A 14,749-nucleotide genomic window follows, 5' to 3' on the forward strand; every position below is an offset into this window, starting at 1 on the left:
AACTGGAAATGACCCGCGATCGACATCGGGAAACGCCCCGGCCTCGCGAAATTGGAGACTCAAGCATGTCGCGCATTCTCATCGTCGACGATATGCCGAGCATCCGAGATTTTACCCGCGCAATCCTGGGCGAGTTGGGCCTGAACAAGGTCGATGAGGCCAAGGACGGCCAGGAAGCCCTGGGCATGCTCAACGCCATGCGCTACGACTTGCTGATCAGCGACTGGAACATGCCCCGCCTGGACGGCCTTGGCCTGCTCAAGGCGGTGCGTGCCAGCGAGACGATGAAAGCGATGCCGGTGATCATGCTGACCGGCGAAACCAGCAGAGAAAACGTCGAAGAAGCGATCGGGCTGGGTGTAGCCGGCTTTGTCGCCAAGCCGTTCAAGCCGCAGAGTTTGATGGCCGCCATTCGCCGGGTCATTCCCGCAGCGGCGTAGTTTCGGCGTCGCGCGGGATCCGCGGCGTCGGCGGCACCACGTCGGCGTTCTGCGCACGATGACGCAGCAGGTGGTCGATCAGGGGACAAATGTAGCTCTCGGGAAAACGTGGTCTGTCCCGAATGCCGAATGTCCCGAATGTCCCGCTTGCAACGTTCGCTCCGTTACAAGCGGCGCTGACGCGCCACGGGAGAAAGCACGGCGCGGCCGTCGAGTTGGGTGATTTGTGTTTGTGGCACGCCGCAGTCGGCGAACTCGGTCTTCCAGTGCTGCGCGAGCGTGGTTTCCACTTCGTCGACGATGGCTTCGGCCTCCGCCAGCAGGAGCCCGAAGCGGCCGGCTTCGCTCAGGGCGTTGGCAAGGGTGGACGCGCGCCCTTCGCGGCCGACGGCCATCGCCTGCCTTGCTTCCTGGCCGAGGCGCAATGCAGGCACCAGGTCGTAAGCCGGGGTCAGGCGCAGCCAGCGACCATCCCAGAAGGCCGCATGATTCTTGGCATGGTCATCGGTATTGCCGATGAGCAGATTGAAGACCATGCGCCGGAACAATTGCCGGGCATCGCCCACGCCGTCCTGGGCGAGCCGTCGCAGCAGTTCGGCGAGTTCCGGATACGAAGCGAGGCTCGCCTCGGTGTCGTCGAGATCCAGCAGTGTGAGCGCGGAAAGCATCTGGTAGCGCAGCGTGTCTGCAGGCACGGGCTGACGATCATGATCGTCAGCAGCAGCATCGCCGGCAACACGACGATCAAAGCGCTCGACCAGCAATACATCCTTGCCGAGCACGGTATCGACCCACGCATCCGGGGTGGGGATTCCGCAGCGCCGCGCGAGCCGCAGGCAGGCCCACTCCGCGCGCACGATGGCCCAGCGGTCCGTGGCGGATGCGAATTTGGCGATCAGCGCGCGCCGACCATCGCGCAGCGTCGCCTTGGGCCGCGCGCCGCCGATGGAGCTGCCGTGCTCAAGCGCATTGGCCAGCTCCGGCGGCAGCGGCTGCTCGCGCTCCAGCGCGTCTGCAGCGGACAGCAAATCCGCCAGCGTGGCTGGGGCGAGCACGGATGGGATGTAACGCTTGGCGCTGGATTGAAAGTGCAGCGCACCGATGCGATCACCGTGGCTCAGGCGCAGATAGTCCAGTTCGGCGAAACCGCCCGCCTGGTGGCGGTATTCGATCACGTGCCGACCCCAGGCATCCGGTGCGGCGTCGGCGATCGGGCCGGGTAGCTGGCCATCGCGCCGAGCGCTGAACGGCCCGCCGGCCAACGGCATGCGCTCCGGCATCAGCGGAATAGCCTCGGCGCGCGCGCGGTAGGAGCGGCCGTAGATGAAGCTCAGGCGCTCGCCCTCCACAAACAGGCGTCCGCAGACCACCGCCTCAGTCGCCTCCGGCAGCCAGAGCCAGACGAACAGTTCAGAAGTCATCCTGTGCCTTGCGCCTTGCGCGGGTCTTGGCGTTACTGGCAGCGGCCCGCGCCGCCTGCTCGCTCACCGGCGCCGACAGCGGACCCAGGCCCACGGCCCACAGCAGCGTGAGTAGCACACCCGCCGAAACCCCTGGATCGCCCTTCTCCGCCACCCGCAGCGTGCGCTCGCCGATACCCAGGCGCTGCGCCAGCGCGCGCTGCGACTCGTTGCGCGCAATACGCGCGCGGCGCAGGGCCGCGCCCAGCCGCGCGAGTTCATCGGCAACGGGGGCCGGCAGGGTTTTCGACAGGCGGAGAGTCTGGCTCATAACGGCCGTATACTGCCGTATAAGACCAATAACCGGCAAGATCACGCCGGTTCATATTCAGCAGGTTCTTAGGTGAATCTCTGCGCCCCGACGAGCGCTAGCCAGTTTTCGCGCACGCCCAGAAGACCGCGAACCATGCGTTCGACTCAAAGTCTGCGCCCAAGAAAAAACCCCGAACCTTGGTAAAGGCTCGGGGCTAGAGTGCCTGCACGGGTCTAGGGAACAGGCGCACCAGTCGGGGAAGACATGGCGAGTCAAACCTGCCACTTGCCGTCTGTCATGTCTGTGCGATAGCGCTCATACGGGAAACGAGCGGAAACATTCCGGCGTACCAATCGGCGGCTGTGCAAACAGCCGGGTTTGCTTGGATCGAGCCAAGAAAAAGCCCCGTACCAGGGGTGGGATACGGGGCTTTTGGTGCCGGCTCGGCCAAGAGTCCGGCGCGTCTTCGAAGGGGAAGAAGACAGTTCCAGATTGCAGCAGCCGTAGCGGCCGATGTGCGAATCGCTGATCGGCGGCGCAGAAAGACCGAGTTATGGGCTATCAGACTCCACCGCGCCGGGAAACTTAGATTGTCTGCTTACGATGCCTGCTGGCTCGGCAAGCGGCCGACATCGGATGAATCCTTATGAGCCAGCCAGTCGACCAGTTCCGCCCGGCGCCGGATGCCGAGCTTGCTGTAGAGGTTGTAGAGATGCGAGGACACCGTCGATGGCGCGACATCGAGTTCGCGGCCGATCTCCTTGAAGGTGAGGCCCCTGGCCACGCGCCGGGCGATCTCCTGCTCGCGGGCCGACAGTTCGGGATGCCGCCGGTTGGTTCTGATCTGCACTTCAAAATGCTCACCGGCCCGTTTTCCCGAGACATGGAGGCCCTGGTAGATGAAACCCGCGATCGGGCCGTCCTCGGGGCAGTCGACGTTAAAGGGCAGCGAAACACCGTCCCAGTTGCGATGCGCAGCGCGCAGAAGGTCGCGGAAGCTCGCGGTAGCCGACAGCAAATAGCCCTCGAGGCTGACGATCGCGCTGCCGTCACCGGCCGTGGCACGCGGGGCCGAGGCCTGAGCCGACACGTGCATCGCGTACTGCTGGTTCAGGTGTTCCGCATGGGGCAGAAAGCCGCAATAGCGGTGCAGGAGTTCGCGTTCGGAGTCCGAGAACTCAGCGGACTCGCGGAAAAACCTGAAGTCGTGACCAAGGCCGGGGACCATACCGGCGACGGTGATCGCCAGGCCGATGGCATCAAGCGCCTGCGTATCCTGCTCGGGCGCCAGGCCAAGCACTCGCCGCGCGACGCGATTGCCATAACCGTCACGGATTTCCCAGCTGACACCCGAGCAACCGACCTCGCTGGTGATCTGCGCCAGCGCCCAGCCTGCAAATTCCGATGCGGACACCTGGAACCCGCCCTCATAAAGAGCACGAACCAGCCGATCATCGCGCGCCACACCCTCTTCCTTGTGCTTCAAATCGAATCCCTTTTTGCTGCAACCGCTTCGCCTGTCAGTATTTTCTGACGTAGTTTTTACTAGGCTAGCGGTTTTTTTACGATGTCCTGACCCTGCTGTCAGCTATACATTAAGGAAAATTCTGACAGCTGGAGCTTACAGTGTTGTTAACCGCCCGCGCCGCCGCCTTCTCACTCTCGCTGTTCACCGGCGCCGCTCTGGCGGGACCGCTCAGCAATCTGACTGCCGCGCTGGGCCTGCCCGGCAACGGCACCACGACCGGCAACACGGCGGCTACCGGCAACACCAGCTTCCCGAAACTCTCCGGCGATTCCAGCGGCTTGGCAGCGGTGGCGCGCCGCAACTCGAATTCGCGCTCCCCGCTCGCGCTGCCCGGCCTCGGCAGCCTGGGCATCACCCTGCTCAAGGAAGGCGCCGACGGCTCCGGCATCGGCGACGTGCTCAACCTCGGCCCGGCCCACCCGATCATCGCCGACCAGCTCGACGGCCTGCTGGTGACGCCGCTGCTCGGCCTGGACGGCAATGGCGGACTGATCGATATCGCCTTGTTCGACGGCAACGGCACCGCCTACGTCCGCCGCAGCGGGCTGGTCAGCGGCGCGCTGTTCTCGGGATCGAACACCGGCCTGGGCGGTCTGATCGCGCTCGGCGTGCGCAACGGCAACAACACCGGCATCGCCGACACGCTGCTCGGCCTGGCCGCGCTGTCGGGCGACAACGCCGGCCTGGGGCCGATCGGCGTCGGCGTGCTCAACGGTAACAACACCGGCAATGGCTCCGGCCTGCTCGGCCTGGCCGCGCTGTCCGGCAACAATGCCGGCAATGGCCCGATCGGTATCGGCCTGCTCAATGGCAACAACACCGGCAACGGCTCTGTCCTGCTCGGCCTGGCCGCGCTCTCCGGCAACAACGCCGGCAACGGCCCGATCGGTATCGGCTTGCTCAACGGCAACGACACCGGCAATGGCTCAGTCCTGCTCGGCCTGGCCGCGCTCTCCGGCAACAATGCCGGCAACGGCCCGATCGGTATCGGCCTGCTCAACGGCAACAACACCGGCAACGGCAAGTTTCTTGCCCTCGCCGCGCTGTCCGGTGCGGGTTCTGGCGTGGCCAGCCAGGGCTTGGGTATCGGGCTGCTCAATGCCGACGACGTGATCGCGCTCTCGTTCGGCGGCGACCGCTTCCTGACCACGGCCGTGCTGCGCACCGCACTGCTCGAGCAGGCTGCCAAGATTTCCGGCATCGATGTCGGCGGCATTGCCATCGGCAACCCGACCGGCACGGTCAAGACCTCCAATCCGCTGCTCAACCTCGGCCTGCTGTCGGGCAGGAACTCCGGCAATGACGGCCTGATCGGCGTTGGCATTCTGGCCGGCGACAACTCGGCGCGGGCGAATCTGCTCGGCGTCTGCCTGCTGTGCGGCAACAACTCCGGCGTCGGCGCACTGGGCGTTGCGGTGCTTTCCGGCCGCAATTCCGGCCTGTCCCGCGAGTTCGGCAAGCTCGCCGGGCTGATCGGCGTCGGCGTGCTCAACGCGGAGAACTCCGGCAACGGCGGCCTGATCGGCGCCGGCATCCTGAATGGCGCCAACTCCGGCAACGGCATCATCGGTGCCGGCATCCTCAATGGCGCGAATTCCGGCAATGGCCAGCAGATCGGCGTCGGCGTGCTCAATGGCGCCAATTCCGGCAATGGCCTCGCTCTGCTGGGCGCGGGCGTGCTCAACGGCGACAATTCGGGCAACGGCGGCGTCATCGGTGCGGGCGTGCTCAACGGCAGCGGCTCCGGCAACGGCCTGGCACTGCTGGGTGCCGGCGTCCTCAATGGCAGCCACTCGGGCAACGGCGGCCAGATTGCCGCGGGCGTGCTCAACGGTAGCGACTCCGGCAACAGCGCCGGCCTGCTGGCGGCCGGTGTCCTCAACGGCGCCAACTCGGCCAACGCGGGCAGCATCGCTGCGGGGGTGCTCAACGGCGCCAATTCCGGCAACGGCGGCGTCATCGGCGCCGGCGTCGCCAACGGCAGCAACTCGGCCAACGGCGGCAAGATCGGCGCCGGCGTGCTCAACGGCGGCGGCTCCGGCAATGGCGGCGTCATTGGCGCGGGCGTGCTCAATACCGCGACCTCCACCGCATCGGCCGGCGGCACCGGTACCGGCGGTGGCCTGGGCATCGGCCTGATCAACACCAACGCGTCGAACTCGGTCGCAACCATCAACCCGAACACCGGTAGCGGCAACTCCAACAACCCCGCCACTCCCTCCGACTCGGCTGCTCCCGGCTCGCTATGCACCGTGCAGGTCAGGGACAGCCGCGGCGTCGTGCAGTCGGTCAAGACCCAGTGCGTTGCCAAACGCCGGGCCTGATGCCGACCCGGGTCTGGGGCATGCGCCCGCTGGACGCACCGGAGTCGGCCGATGCGATCGATCTGCTCGACGGGCTGGCGTCGCGCCTGGAGCAGGCGCGCTCAGTGGCCTGGGCGATGTCCGAGCAGATTGAGCGCTCAGTCAGCCAGGACCCGATGCGCCGCACCATGTGTGGAGAAATGGGCATGGTCTACAGCCAGCTGATCGAGTCGCAGGAACTCGTCGAGCGGCTGTTCGCCAAGCTCCAGCGGCGTGGCAACGCGGCATAGGCAAAAAATCCACCGCAAGCACCGGGACCGGGTGCGTAGCGGTGTCACCCGAAAGCGCCGGCCGGCTTGGATGCCGCCGGTGCCTTCAACCGGTGTTCGCAAGACAATTCGCAAAACAATTCGCAGAACAATTCGATTCTAGAAATTTAATTTCAAAAATTTAAAAAGGGTAGGACATGGCCGTCACGCTTCCCCCGGTACTTCCGCCGCAGCAGGGCGCTGCAGAACAGTTGCAGCAGCAGGGCAGCGAGATCGCCGCCTTCGCTTTCCAGAACTATCAGGTGCATCTGCTGGGCACGCCGGTGCTGAGTCCGGAGGCAGCCGCCTCTGCGGCGTCCGGCGCCGAGTCACTGTCCGACGTCGTGCGCAATCTCGGCGCGCTGTACTACGGCGCGGGCTATCCGGCGACGCAGATCACCTACGGCCTGGCCGGCCAGGACCTGTACGTGGTCGCGACTCCGGGCCGGGTCACCAGTGTCACCGGCCCTGCCGAACTGACGCCGTATTTCCAGCACCTGGTCGGCACCGCGCCGCTGACCGATGACGCGCTAGAACCGCGCCGCGCGCTGGCCTCGATCCACGCCGATCGCGCCGGGATGCAGAGCGAGCCGGTGCTGAGTTCCGACGGCAGCGCCGACGGCTACACGATGGATCTCAGGCCACTGCCCGACAGCCCCGACCCGACCTCACTGAAGGCGGAATTCGGCAATCCGGGCAACCGCTTCGTCGGCCGCCATTTTCTCGACCTGGACATCCGCCATGCCTTCACCACCGGCGACGAGCTCGCCGCCACCTGGCGCAGCGGGCTGCCCGGCCTGAACGGTGACGACGACGCCGAGGACTACCACGAGGAGTCGCTGAGCTGGAGCCGGGTCACGCGCTGGGGCATTTTCGGCCTGTCCGGCCGCAACGTGGACTACAGCATCGACATCGGCGCCGTGCCGGTGAACGGCGACCTGCAGCAGGCCGAGGCCGCCTGGCTGTTCCCGATCTTGGGCAATTTCCAGAGCCGCCTGACGGTCAACGCAAAAGTCGACTACACCAACAAGGAAGTCAGCCTGCGCAGCAACGGCGCCGTCGCGCAGAGCCAGGAATACGGCTCGGTCGAAGCCGGCAGCGCTTACTCCCACATCATCAGCCTCGGCGGCACGCAGCACCTCGATCTCGACGCCGGTGTGGCGGTGCGCAAGGGCCTGGGCGACGACAAAACCGGCGAGCCGACCACGCTGGCCGACCAGGGCTACCTGTTGTTCCGTCCGCAGGCCAGCGCCCGCTACGCTTTCGACGAGCACCTGAGCACCCGCCTGGATCTGTACGCCCAGATCACCAGCGACACCGTGCCGGAGCAGAGCCAGTGGGTGATGGGCGGCCTGGGCAACATCGTCTCGTACCTGCCGGGCGTCGCCACCGGCGACTCCGGCGGCCTGGCGCGCCTGCAGATCGAGTACAAGGATCTGGGCGATGTCTACGGCCTGACGTTCACGCCGCGCGTGTTCGCCGAATACGGCTACACCAAGTACGAGAACACCATCGCCGGGCTGCCGGACGGAACGCCGACGATCGCCGACGCCGGCGCCGAGCTGGTCGCCGCCTACGCCAGCTGGCTGGAGGCGAGCGTCGCCTACGCGCACTCGTTCTATGACAAGGATATCGATCAGCAAACCCTGGACGACTCCGAAGCCAATCTGTATTTCCGCCTGACACTGAAGCTCTGAGCCCTTGCACGGCTCGATGCTCGGCAAAACCAAAGATAAAATAAACAAGGGATCTTTCATGAAATTTCGTTCTGCTGGAATCGCTGCCGGAATCACTGCTGGGGTAGGCGGCCTGCTGGCCGCAATCAGCATGTGCACCCCGGCGCTGGCGCAGGAACTCGACAGCCTCGATTCCGCCGCCAAGCCCAGCGAGACGGCGACCGCAACCGACACCGGTACCGGTGTGCTCGACGGACGCTTCTACATCTCGCCGATGTTTTCGTACCTGCTGGCCGACGGCGATCGCCTGACCGACGACGGCCTCGGCGGCACGCTGACCTTCGGCAAGGGCATCACCGACAACCTCGCGCTCGAAATCAGCGGCTATTACCTGCAGGCCGACAGCAACACCTCGGCCTCCAGCGACACAGCCAAGCTTTACGGCTACGGCGCCAGCCTGCTGGTGTTTCCGCGCAATCAGTTCCGCAACGCCTACGGCATCCTCGGCGTGACCTACGACGAGACCAAGGATCATCCCGGCTCGCCGAGCAGCTTCAACGGCGTCGGCTACAACGCCGGCCTCGGCTATCTGCTGCCGCTGGGCTGGTTCGGCGCCGCGCTGCGCCTGGAAGCCCTGTTCCACCTCGACTCACACAACGAGGAGAATGCCGGCGCCGGTGGCAAGAGCGAGTTCTACGACGGCCTGTTCAACGCCGGCCTGTTCATCCCGATCGGCGCCAAGCCGGTGGTGGCGGCCGCTCCCACCGAGCCGGTCGCGGTGGTCGCGCCGATCGTATCGGTGGACAGCGACGGCGATGGCGTCCCCGACGACCGGGACCAGTGCCCGGGCACGCCGCAGGGCACGCCGGTCGACAGCGTCGGTTGCCCCTTGAAGCCGCCCTGCCCGACGCCCGCGGCCGGCGAGCGCCTGACTCTCGAAGGCTGCGCCGCTGGCGATGTCGTCGTGCTGCAAGGCGTCACCTTCGATTTCGACAAGGCCACGCTGACGGTGAACGCCAGGACCATCCTCGACGGCGTCTCCGATTCGCTGCAGTCGGTGCCCGCGATCAAGGTGGAACTCGGTGGACATACCGACAGCGTCGGCACCGACGCCTACAACCTGAAACTCTCCGACCGCCGTGCGACCACAGTGCGCGAGTACCTGATCGGCCGTGGTGTGGATGGTGCCCGCATGAGCAGCCACGGTTACGGCGAAGCTCAGCCGGTCGCCGACAACAGCACCGACGAAGGCCGCGAGCTGAACCGTCGCGTGGAACTGAAAATCCAGGCGCAGTAGCTGCCGGGGCGCCCGGGCCGGATGCCGACATGCGAAAAAAAACCCCGCACTGGGCGGGGTTTTGAATGCCGGACGGGTCGAAGGCCGGCGTGTCTTGGGGAGACAGTCTCAAGATGCGGCAAGCCGCCTTGCCCGGGAGTGAATTGAAACCAGGGCCCGGAAAACCAGGGCCCGCTATTGGCGGCTCGCCATCAGGCACAGCACGATGGACGAGGCGACGACGGCAGAGCCCATAAACAGCGGAATCCAGCCGAGGAACAGGAACTCCTGCGACAGCAGGTAGCTGCCAAGGCCGCAGCAGCCCAGTCCGAGCATCACCCCGTCCCACATTCCGCGACTCACGTCTGACTGCCTCATGCCGGCTGTACGCAATTGCGGAATGTTGGCAGCAAGCCCGGCGCTGCTGCGTAGGAGGTTCGCGGCAGCGATGTAAGACAATCGCCCGATAGGCTCCGGGCATCAGCACAGATGGGCGGCAACATCGCAGTCCCGCCATCGACTCCGCCATCTGCCGCACTGCTCGCCAAACTGTCCATCGGACTCTCCGTGCCGCCCCGCCGACGCCTTCGACCACGTCGATCGCCTGCACCGGCTGACCCCATTCAATCGCCCGGTAATCCCACTGTCAGTGGTCCAAATCCACTACTGGCGACCTGAGGCGCCGAACCGGCTGTCGAGACCGACAAACGGCTCCGATCCACAACGCCGACGCGCCTCCGGATAACTGACGGCCTGGCCTGAACAGGCCGTTCGCCTTAGCCTGGGCTCCGATCGAAGGTGTACTACCAACGGAGACTGCGGATGCTGACCGACGCCGACCGGATTGCCCTGCTCCACCTGGCTTGCGCACTCGGTGCCGGCATCGCGCTCGGCCTGAATCGCGACCTTAAGGGCAAGCCCATCGGGGTGCGCACGCTCGGCCTGGTTGCACTGGCCTGCTGCACGCTGACCGAGGCCGCATTGCAGTTCGGCACTGCGCACGGCCAGACCTCGGAGGTCGTCAGCCGCTCAGTCCAGGGACTGATGGCCGGTATCGGTTTTCTCGGCGGCGGCGTGATCCTGCATACGCCGAGCAAGATCCACGGACTGACGACGGCGGCGATGGTCTGGCTAACCGCAGCACTCGGCGTCGCCTGCGGCCTGGGCGCGCTGCATATCGTGGCCTTCGCCGTGATCGCGGCGCTGGCGCTCGTGCTGCTCGGCGGGCCGTTCGAGCGGACGATCCATCGCTGGGCAAGCCGCGACAAGACGCTGCCGATCGAAGCCGACACTTCCGGCGATTGACTCCATCACCGGTGCTCGCGCAATGCCGATCCGCGTTCGGATGAAAGCTACTGCTTGATCAGCATCCGCCGCAGCGAGGTCGCGGTCTGTCGCGCGTCGTAGGATTCGGAGGTCTGCGGCATCGGGTTCTTGCCCATCACGATCTCGACTTCGGACGTGTACGAGGTTGAGCTGCTGGTCGTGCTGGCGCCGCCGCCGATGACGCCGGGTGATGTGGTCACGACCGACTCGCAACGCAGCAGGCCGCAGCGCTGATACACCGCCTGCCGCGGCAGGTAATCCGGGCCGGTGTCGACGGTCGAAGCCTGGGTCTTCGTGTCGGTATTGCGGCTGGCCAGCTGGAACCAGTCGTTGCCGTTCTGCAGGGTCAGTTCGGCGGCCCGCAACAGAGCAAAGTCGCGAGTCGCATCGGCCGGCGTGCTGGCATTGCCGGTGAACACGACGCGGTAGCGATCGCTGGTCAACTTCGTTTCGGAATACCCGTAGGTGTCAGCCCTCGCGGCCGGCTGATACGGCATCTGGCTGGCGCACGCGGAGAGCAGCAGCGCCGTGGCGGACATGAAAAAAACGACTTTACGAGATGGTATGAAGATTTTTTTCATTTGGGTTTCCCGGTGGAAGGCAGACGGTAGACAGCGGCTGGCCACAATAGTCTCCTGCAATCCTCGAAAGACATCTGAGCCAAATGGCACTCTTGCAAACCAGCGGCGTGGATGCGCTGTTCGAACAACACGGCTCACGGATCAGTGACGCTTGTCGCGATGCCGCGCGGGTGCTCAACTTCGCTCGAACCCGTGCCCGAATGTGAGCCGCACCGATGATGCATCCCGATCTGCCCATCTCGCTGCCGATTCATGGCGACCGACTCCACGGCTCATTGAAAATGCCGGCGACCCCAGGGCCTGCAGCAGTCATCCTGATCATCGCCGGCTCGGGGCCGCTCGCAGCGCCGGCCAGATCATCCGCGATCAAGTGCGAGGCAAGCTTGGCGACGCACTCGAAAAACGCAATGAAGAGATCCTCCGCGCGCTGGAGAACGGCTCAACCGTCGACGCGGTACCGCAGGAGCTAATGCCGCTGTACCGGCCCAGCGCACAGCCCTACCTGATGTCGTGGCTACGCATGCGACCAATCGACGAGTTGAAAGCGCTTTCGATGCCGACACTCATCGTGCAAGGCACCAGAGACGTCCAGGTCAGTGAACTCGATGCGCGGGCCTTGCAGGCTGCCAGCCCCGGCGCTGGCCTTGCCATCATTGACGACATGAACCACGTGCTGAAAGCCGTTGCCGACGATCCGGCCGAGCAGATGGCCGCCTATTCCGACCCGAAGTTTCCGATTGCGGGCCAACTCGTCGAATCGATCGTGCGCTTCCTCAAGCAGGCTCGCGGGCCTGCTTGATCGGCTTCACCGCCCGGCATGAACCTGGCCAATGGCTTGCGCGATAATCGCGGTGCGGCGCTCCCCGGACACCCAAAATCAAAGTCAGGAAAAAGTCATGGCAGACACGATCGGCAGGCAGTTTCCGGGATGGGTTCTCGGCGTGATGCTCAGCGGTGCTGCGCAGGCGCAAGGCAGCGCTTTGACGCTACCCGAGCTGCAGCGCTGCGCGAGCCAGGTTCAACAGCTGCGCCAGGATTCGGCGCGCCTGACCCAGCAGAGCAGGCAACTCGACGCCGAACGCAGCGCGATCATGCAGCGCACTGATGAGCTGAACGCCGAGCAGGCGAAATTGAGCGCTGACGACCTGAAAAATGGCCTCGCGCTGCACGAACGCAGGAAGAGCAATCAGCAGCAGGCGCTTGCCCTGAACACGCGGGTTGTGCCGCTGCGCCGCGAGATCGATACGCTGAACCTGCTCAAAACCGACTACGACCGCAACTGCTCGAGCCGGCCTTATCGGCGCGCCGACCTCGACACGCTGCCCGAAGCACAGCGCTCGGCGATGCGCGCCGGCATGGGCGACGTGCAGGTGCCCTACATAGACCCGGCACCGCCGGCGAGCGCCGATACTCCCTGACCGCAGGCCGGTTGCGCGACTCGCCGGTTTGTTATGGCTCGATGCTCCCGATACCTTAAGCCGAGAGTCTGGCAACCAGACCCACTGCGAGGAGCCAACAATGATCAAAGTCAGCGTGATGTATCCGTCCGGTAAGGACGCGAAGTTTGATATCGGCTATTACACGGGCACGCATATGCCGCTGGTCCAGGCCCGTCTCGGCGCGGCATTGAAGAAAATCGCGGTCGAAGAAGGCCTGGCCGGCGGCGCTCCGGGCGCACCACCGCCCTATGCGGCCTTCGGTCATCTGTATTTCGATTCGGTAGAGGCCTTCCAGGCCGCGTTCGGACCGCACGCGAATGAAATCATGGGCGACCTGCCCAATTTCACCAATATCCAGCCAACGATCCAGATCAGCGCGGTCAAGCTCTAGCAGCCTCAGCCGTCTGCATGCGGAGGCGGTGACTTTTCAGGGGCTTTCGCAGAAAAGCCTTTCCCCTCCACGATCTTTTGGCTATGATGCGCGCCCTCGACGGTGGCCGTAGCTCAGTTGGTAGAGTCCCAGATTGTGATTCTGGTTGTCGCGGGTTCGAGCCCCGTCGGTCACCCCAATCGAGGGGCATGCAGCAGGTTCTGGGGGTTGCTAGCTCAATTGGTAGAGCAGCTGACTCTTAATCAGTAGGTTCCCGGTTCGAGTCCGGGGCGACCCACCACTTGCTTTGCGATAATCAGCCGGCCGAGCCGGCTTTTTTTTGGCTTTCCTGGTTTTTTGGTTCCGTCGTACTGCCGAGGCTAAATGAGCGCGCAACTCATCGACGGCAAGTCGATTGCCGACACGCTGCAACGCGAACTCGCGGCGACGGTCCAGAAAATCGTCGTTGCCGGCAGGCGCGCACCCGCTCTGGCGACGATGCTGGTCGGCGGCGACCCCGCGTCCCAGGTTTACGTGCGCAACAAGCGCCTGGCCTGCGAGCGTATCGGCATCCGCTCGCTGCCGCTGCACTACGGCGACGACATCAGCCAGCAGCAGTTGCTGGCCGAGATCGACCGGCTCAACGCCGACGCCGAGATCGACGGCATCCTGGTGCAGCTACCGCTGCCGGCGCAGATCGACGCGACCACCGTGATCGAGCGCATCCGCCCGGACAAGGATGTCGACGGCTTCCACCCCTACAACCTCGGCCGGCTGGCGCAGCGTCAGCCGGTGTTGCGTCCGTGCACGCCGTTCGGCGTGATCGAGATGCTGCGCCGCTCCGGCGAGAGCTTCTACGGCCGCCGCGCGGTCGTCGTCGGCGCCAGCAATCATGTCGGCCGGCCGATGGGGCTGGAGCTGCTGCTGGCCGGCGCCACGACCACGATCTGCCATCGCTTCACGCAGAACCTGGCCGACGAGGTCGCGCGCGCCGAGATCGTCGTCGTCGCGGTCGGCAAGCCCGGCTTCGTCAAGGGCGCGTGGATCGCACCGGGCGCGACCGTAGTCGACGTCGGTATCAACCGCCAGGCCGACGGCAAACTCTGCGGCGACGTCGAGTTCGACGCGGCCCGGGAACGCGCCGCGTGGATCACGCCGGTACCAGGCGGGGTCGGCCCGATGACGGTCACGATGCTGATGCACAACACGGTGCAGGCGGCCTCTGCTCGCGACACGGTGTGATAGCGAAACATTAGCAAGTACCGTCATTCGCCCCGGCTTCGCCGACGAGCAACCGGCGCCGCATTGAGCGCCGCTACAGGCGCTGCTGCATCAGCCGGTCAACCAGAAGCTTGTAGTGATTGCTGGCCTCTTCTGTCGCCTTCTCGGCGCTGAGACGTGCTTCGGCGGCCGCGCTCTGTGCCGCCAGCGCGACAAGCCGCTCATTGGCCTGGACCCAGGCCGCGTGCGCCAGGCTTATCTCGTCCATCAACCGAGCCCGGGCACGATCGGCCTCTGCACCGCGCGGGCGCAGCAGGCGTCGAAGTGAAGGAAACGGGGCAGCCATGATCACGCGCTTGTCGCCGGATCGGAAAAGGGATCCCCGATACTAGCGAAACGCCAACGACCAACGATAGCCGCGCACGCGTTGGGGTCTGCAAAGGTCGGCGATTTCCGGATCCGGGCGCGGGATTTGCGCTAGACGATTTTTAGCGCGTCGTCGGTGCGCTTGCCCGCACAAAAATCAGACACCGATGCGAACCATCGCCGTCGGTGTTGTGATTTTTCC

General features: G+C 65.2%; 16 protein-coding genes and 2 tRNA genes. 12 read left to right on the plus strand and 6 right to left on the minus strand.

Going from position 1 to position 14,749, the window contains the following annotated elements:
* The first annotated feature begins 65 nt into the window (after positions 1-65).
* Positions 66-440, plus strand: a complete 375-nt coding sequence (locus JWQ90_RS08595) for a response regulator (RefSeq protein ID WP_299692142.1) — start codon at positions 66-68, stop codon at positions 438-440.
* A 164-nt stretch (positions 441-604) separates the two neighbouring features.
* Here JWQ90_RS08595 and JWQ90_RS08600 read toward each other — a convergent pair whose 3' ends face one another.
* The 3 genes from JWQ90_RS08600 to JWQ90_RS08610 form a co-directional block, all read right to left on the minus strand.
* Positions 605-1,810, minus strand: a complete 1,206-nt coding sequence (locus tag JWQ90_RS08600) for a type II toxin-antitoxin system HipA family toxin (protein ID WP_299692145.1) — start codon at positions 1,808-1,810, stop codon at positions 605-607.
* 40 nt (positions 1,811-1,850) lie between these two features.
* Positions 1,851-2,171 (minus strand): helix-turn-helix domain-containing protein, encoded by a 321-nt coding sequence (locus JWQ90_RS08605; protein ID WP_299692148.1) that lies wholly within the window; start codon positions 2,169-2,171, stop codon positions 1,851-1,853.
* Positions 2,172-2,751: 580 nt separating this feature from the next.
* Positions 2,752-3,639, minus strand: coding sequence for a helix-turn-helix transcriptional regulator (locus JWQ90_RS08610; RefSeq protein ID WP_299692151.1), 888 nt, complete (start codon positions 3,637-3,639; stop codon positions 2,752-2,754).
* Positions 3,640-3,779: 140 nt separating this feature from the next.
* On the opposite strand from JWQ90_RS08610, the gene JWQ90_RS08615 reads away from it, so the two are divergent.
* The 4 genes from JWQ90_RS08615 to JWQ90_RS08630 all read left to right on the plus strand — a co-directional run bounded on the left by JWQ90_RS08615 (position 3,780) and on the right by JWQ90_RS08630 (position 9,265).
* The gene (locus JWQ90_RS08615; protein WP_299692154.1) at positions 3,780-6,005 is read left to right on the plus strand and encodes a hypothetical protein; all 2,226 of its coding nucleotides are present in this window, start codon (positions 3,780-3,782) and stop codon (positions 6,003-6,005) included.
* The gene (locus JWQ90_RS08620; protein WP_299692157.1) at positions 6,005-6,274 is read left to right on the plus strand and encodes a hypothetical protein; all 270 of its coding nucleotides are present in this window, start codon (positions 6,005-6,007) and stop codon (positions 6,272-6,274) included. Before JWQ90_RS08615 ends, JWQ90_RS08620 begins: the two co-directional genes overlap by 1 nt.
* 176 nt (positions 6,275-6,450) lie before the next feature.
* Positions 6,451-7,989, plus strand: a complete 1,539-nt coding sequence (locus JWQ90_RS08625; RefSeq protein ID WP_299692160.1) for a ShlB/FhaC/HecB family hemolysin secretion/activation protein — start codon at positions 6,451-6,453, stop codon at positions 7,987-7,989.
* 58 nt (positions 7,990-8,047) lie between these two features.
* Complete coding sequence (locus JWQ90_RS08630) at positions 8,048-9,265, plus strand: OmpA family protein (protein ID WP_299692163.1); 1,218 nt, start codon at positions 8,048-8,050, stop codon at positions 9,263-9,265.
* 174 nt (positions 9,266-9,439) lie between these two features.
* Here the strand turns inward: JWQ90_RS08630 and JWQ90_RS08635 are convergent, their stop codons facing one another.
* A complete protein-coding gene (locus JWQ90_RS08635) occupies positions 9,440-9,607 on the minus strand; it encodes a hypothetical protein (RefSeq protein ID WP_299692166.1) in 168 nt (55 codons plus the stop codon).
* Between the two features lie 459 nt (positions 9,608-10,066).
* Here JWQ90_RS08635 and JWQ90_RS08640 point away from each other — a divergent pair, with 459 nt between their 5' ends.
* A complete protein-coding gene (locus tag JWQ90_RS08640) occupies positions 10,067-10,549 on the plus strand; it encodes an MgtC/SapB family protein (protein ID WP_299692169.1) in 483 nt (160 codons plus the stop codon).
* Between the two features lie 47 nt (positions 10,550-10,596).
* Here JWQ90_RS08640 and JWQ90_RS08645 read toward each other — a convergent pair whose 3' ends face one another.
* Positions 10,597-11,151, minus strand: a complete 555-nt coding sequence (locus tag JWQ90_RS08645) for a hypothetical protein (RefSeq protein WP_299692172.1) — start codon at positions 11,149-11,151, stop codon at positions 10,597-10,599.
* A 202-nt stretch (positions 11,152-11,353) separates the two neighbouring features.
* Here JWQ90_RS08645 and JWQ90_RS08650 point away from each other — a divergent pair, with 202 nt between their 5' ends.
* The 6 genes from JWQ90_RS08650 to folD all read left to right on the plus strand — a co-directional run bounded on the left by JWQ90_RS08650 (position 11,354) and on the right by folD (position 14,202).
* Entirely contained in the window at positions 11,354-11,950 is a 597-nt protein-coding gene (locus JWQ90_RS08650; protein ID WP_299692175.1) for a hypothetical protein, read from the plus strand.
* Between the two features lie 97 nt (positions 11,951-12,047).
* Complete coding sequence (locus JWQ90_RS08655) at positions 12,048-12,569, plus strand: hypothetical protein (protein WP_299692178.1); 522 nt, start codon at positions 12,048-12,050, stop codon at positions 12,567-12,569.
* Positions 12,570-12,669: 100 nt separating this feature from the next.
* A complete protein-coding gene (locus JWQ90_RS08660; RefSeq protein WP_299692181.1) occupies positions 12,670-12,981 on the plus strand; it encodes an EthD family reductase in 312 nt (103 codons plus the stop codon).
* 102 nt (positions 12,982-13,083) lie between these two features.
* A tRNA-His gene (locus JWQ90_RS08665) sits at positions 13,084-13,159 on the plus strand.
* A 26-nt stretch (positions 13,160-13,185) separates the two neighbouring features.
* Positions 13,186-13,261 (plus strand) — tRNA-Lys (locus tag JWQ90_RS08670).
* Positions 13,262-13,344: 83 nt separating this feature from the next.
* Positions 13,345-14,202, plus strand: a complete 858-nt coding sequence (gene folD, locus JWQ90_RS08675) for a bifunctional methylenetetrahydrofolate dehydrogenase/methenyltetrahydrofolate cyclohydrolase FolD (RefSeq protein ID WP_299692184.1) — start codon at positions 13,345-13,347, stop codon at positions 14,200-14,202.
* Between the two features lie 73 nt (positions 14,203-14,275).
* Here the strand turns inward: folD and JWQ90_RS08680 are convergent, their stop codons facing one another.
* Entirely contained in the window at positions 14,276-14,533 is a 258-nt protein-coding gene (locus JWQ90_RS08680; RefSeq protein WP_299692187.1) for a hypothetical protein, read from the minus strand.
* Positions 14,534-14,749 lie beyond the last annotated feature (216 nt).

Source organism: Hydrocarboniphaga sp., assembly GCF_028291725.1.
GTDB lineage: Bacteria > Pseudomonadota > Gammaproteobacteria > Nevskiales > Nevskiaceae > Hydrocarboniphaga.

Coding starts and splice junctions, on each gene's coding strand:
- folD (WP_299692184.1), top strand. CDS start 13,345: ATGAGCGCGCAACTCATCGACGGCAAGTCGATTGCCGACACGCTGCAA.
- JWQ90_RS08655 (WP_299692178.1), top strand. CDS start 12,048: ATGGCAGACACGATCGGCAGGCAGTTTCCGGGATGGGTTCTCGGCGTG.
- JWQ90_RS08605 (WP_299692148.1), bottom strand. CDS start 2,171: ATGAGCCAGACTCTCCGCCTGTCGAAAACCCTGCCGGCCCCCGTTGCC.
- JWQ90_RS08630 (WP_299692163.1), top strand. CDS start 8,048: ATGAAATTTCGTTCTGCTGGAATCGCTGCCGGAATCACTGCTGGGGTA.
- JWQ90_RS08595 (WP_299692142.1), top strand. CDS start 66: ATGTCGCGCATTCTCATCGTCGACGATATGCCGAGCATCCGAGATTTT.
- JWQ90_RS08625 (WP_299692160.1), top strand. CDS start 6,451: ATGGCCGTCACGCTTCCCCCGGTACTTCCGCCGCAGCAGGGCGCTGCA.
- JWQ90_RS08645 (WP_299692172.1), bottom strand. CDS start 11,151: ATGAAAAAAATCTTCATACCATCTCGTAAAGTCGTTTTTTTCATGTCC.
- JWQ90_RS08640 (WP_299692169.1), top strand. CDS start 10,067: ATGCTGACCGACGCCGACCGGATTGCCCTGCTCCACCTGGCTTGCGCA.
- JWQ90_RS08660 (WP_299692181.1), top strand. CDS start 12,670: ATGATCAAAGTCAGCGTGATGTATCCGTCCGGTAAGGACGCGAAGTTT.
- JWQ90_RS08620 (WP_299692157.1), top strand. CDS start 6,005: ATGCCGACCCGGGTCTGGGGCATGCGCCCGCTGGACGCACCGGAGTCG.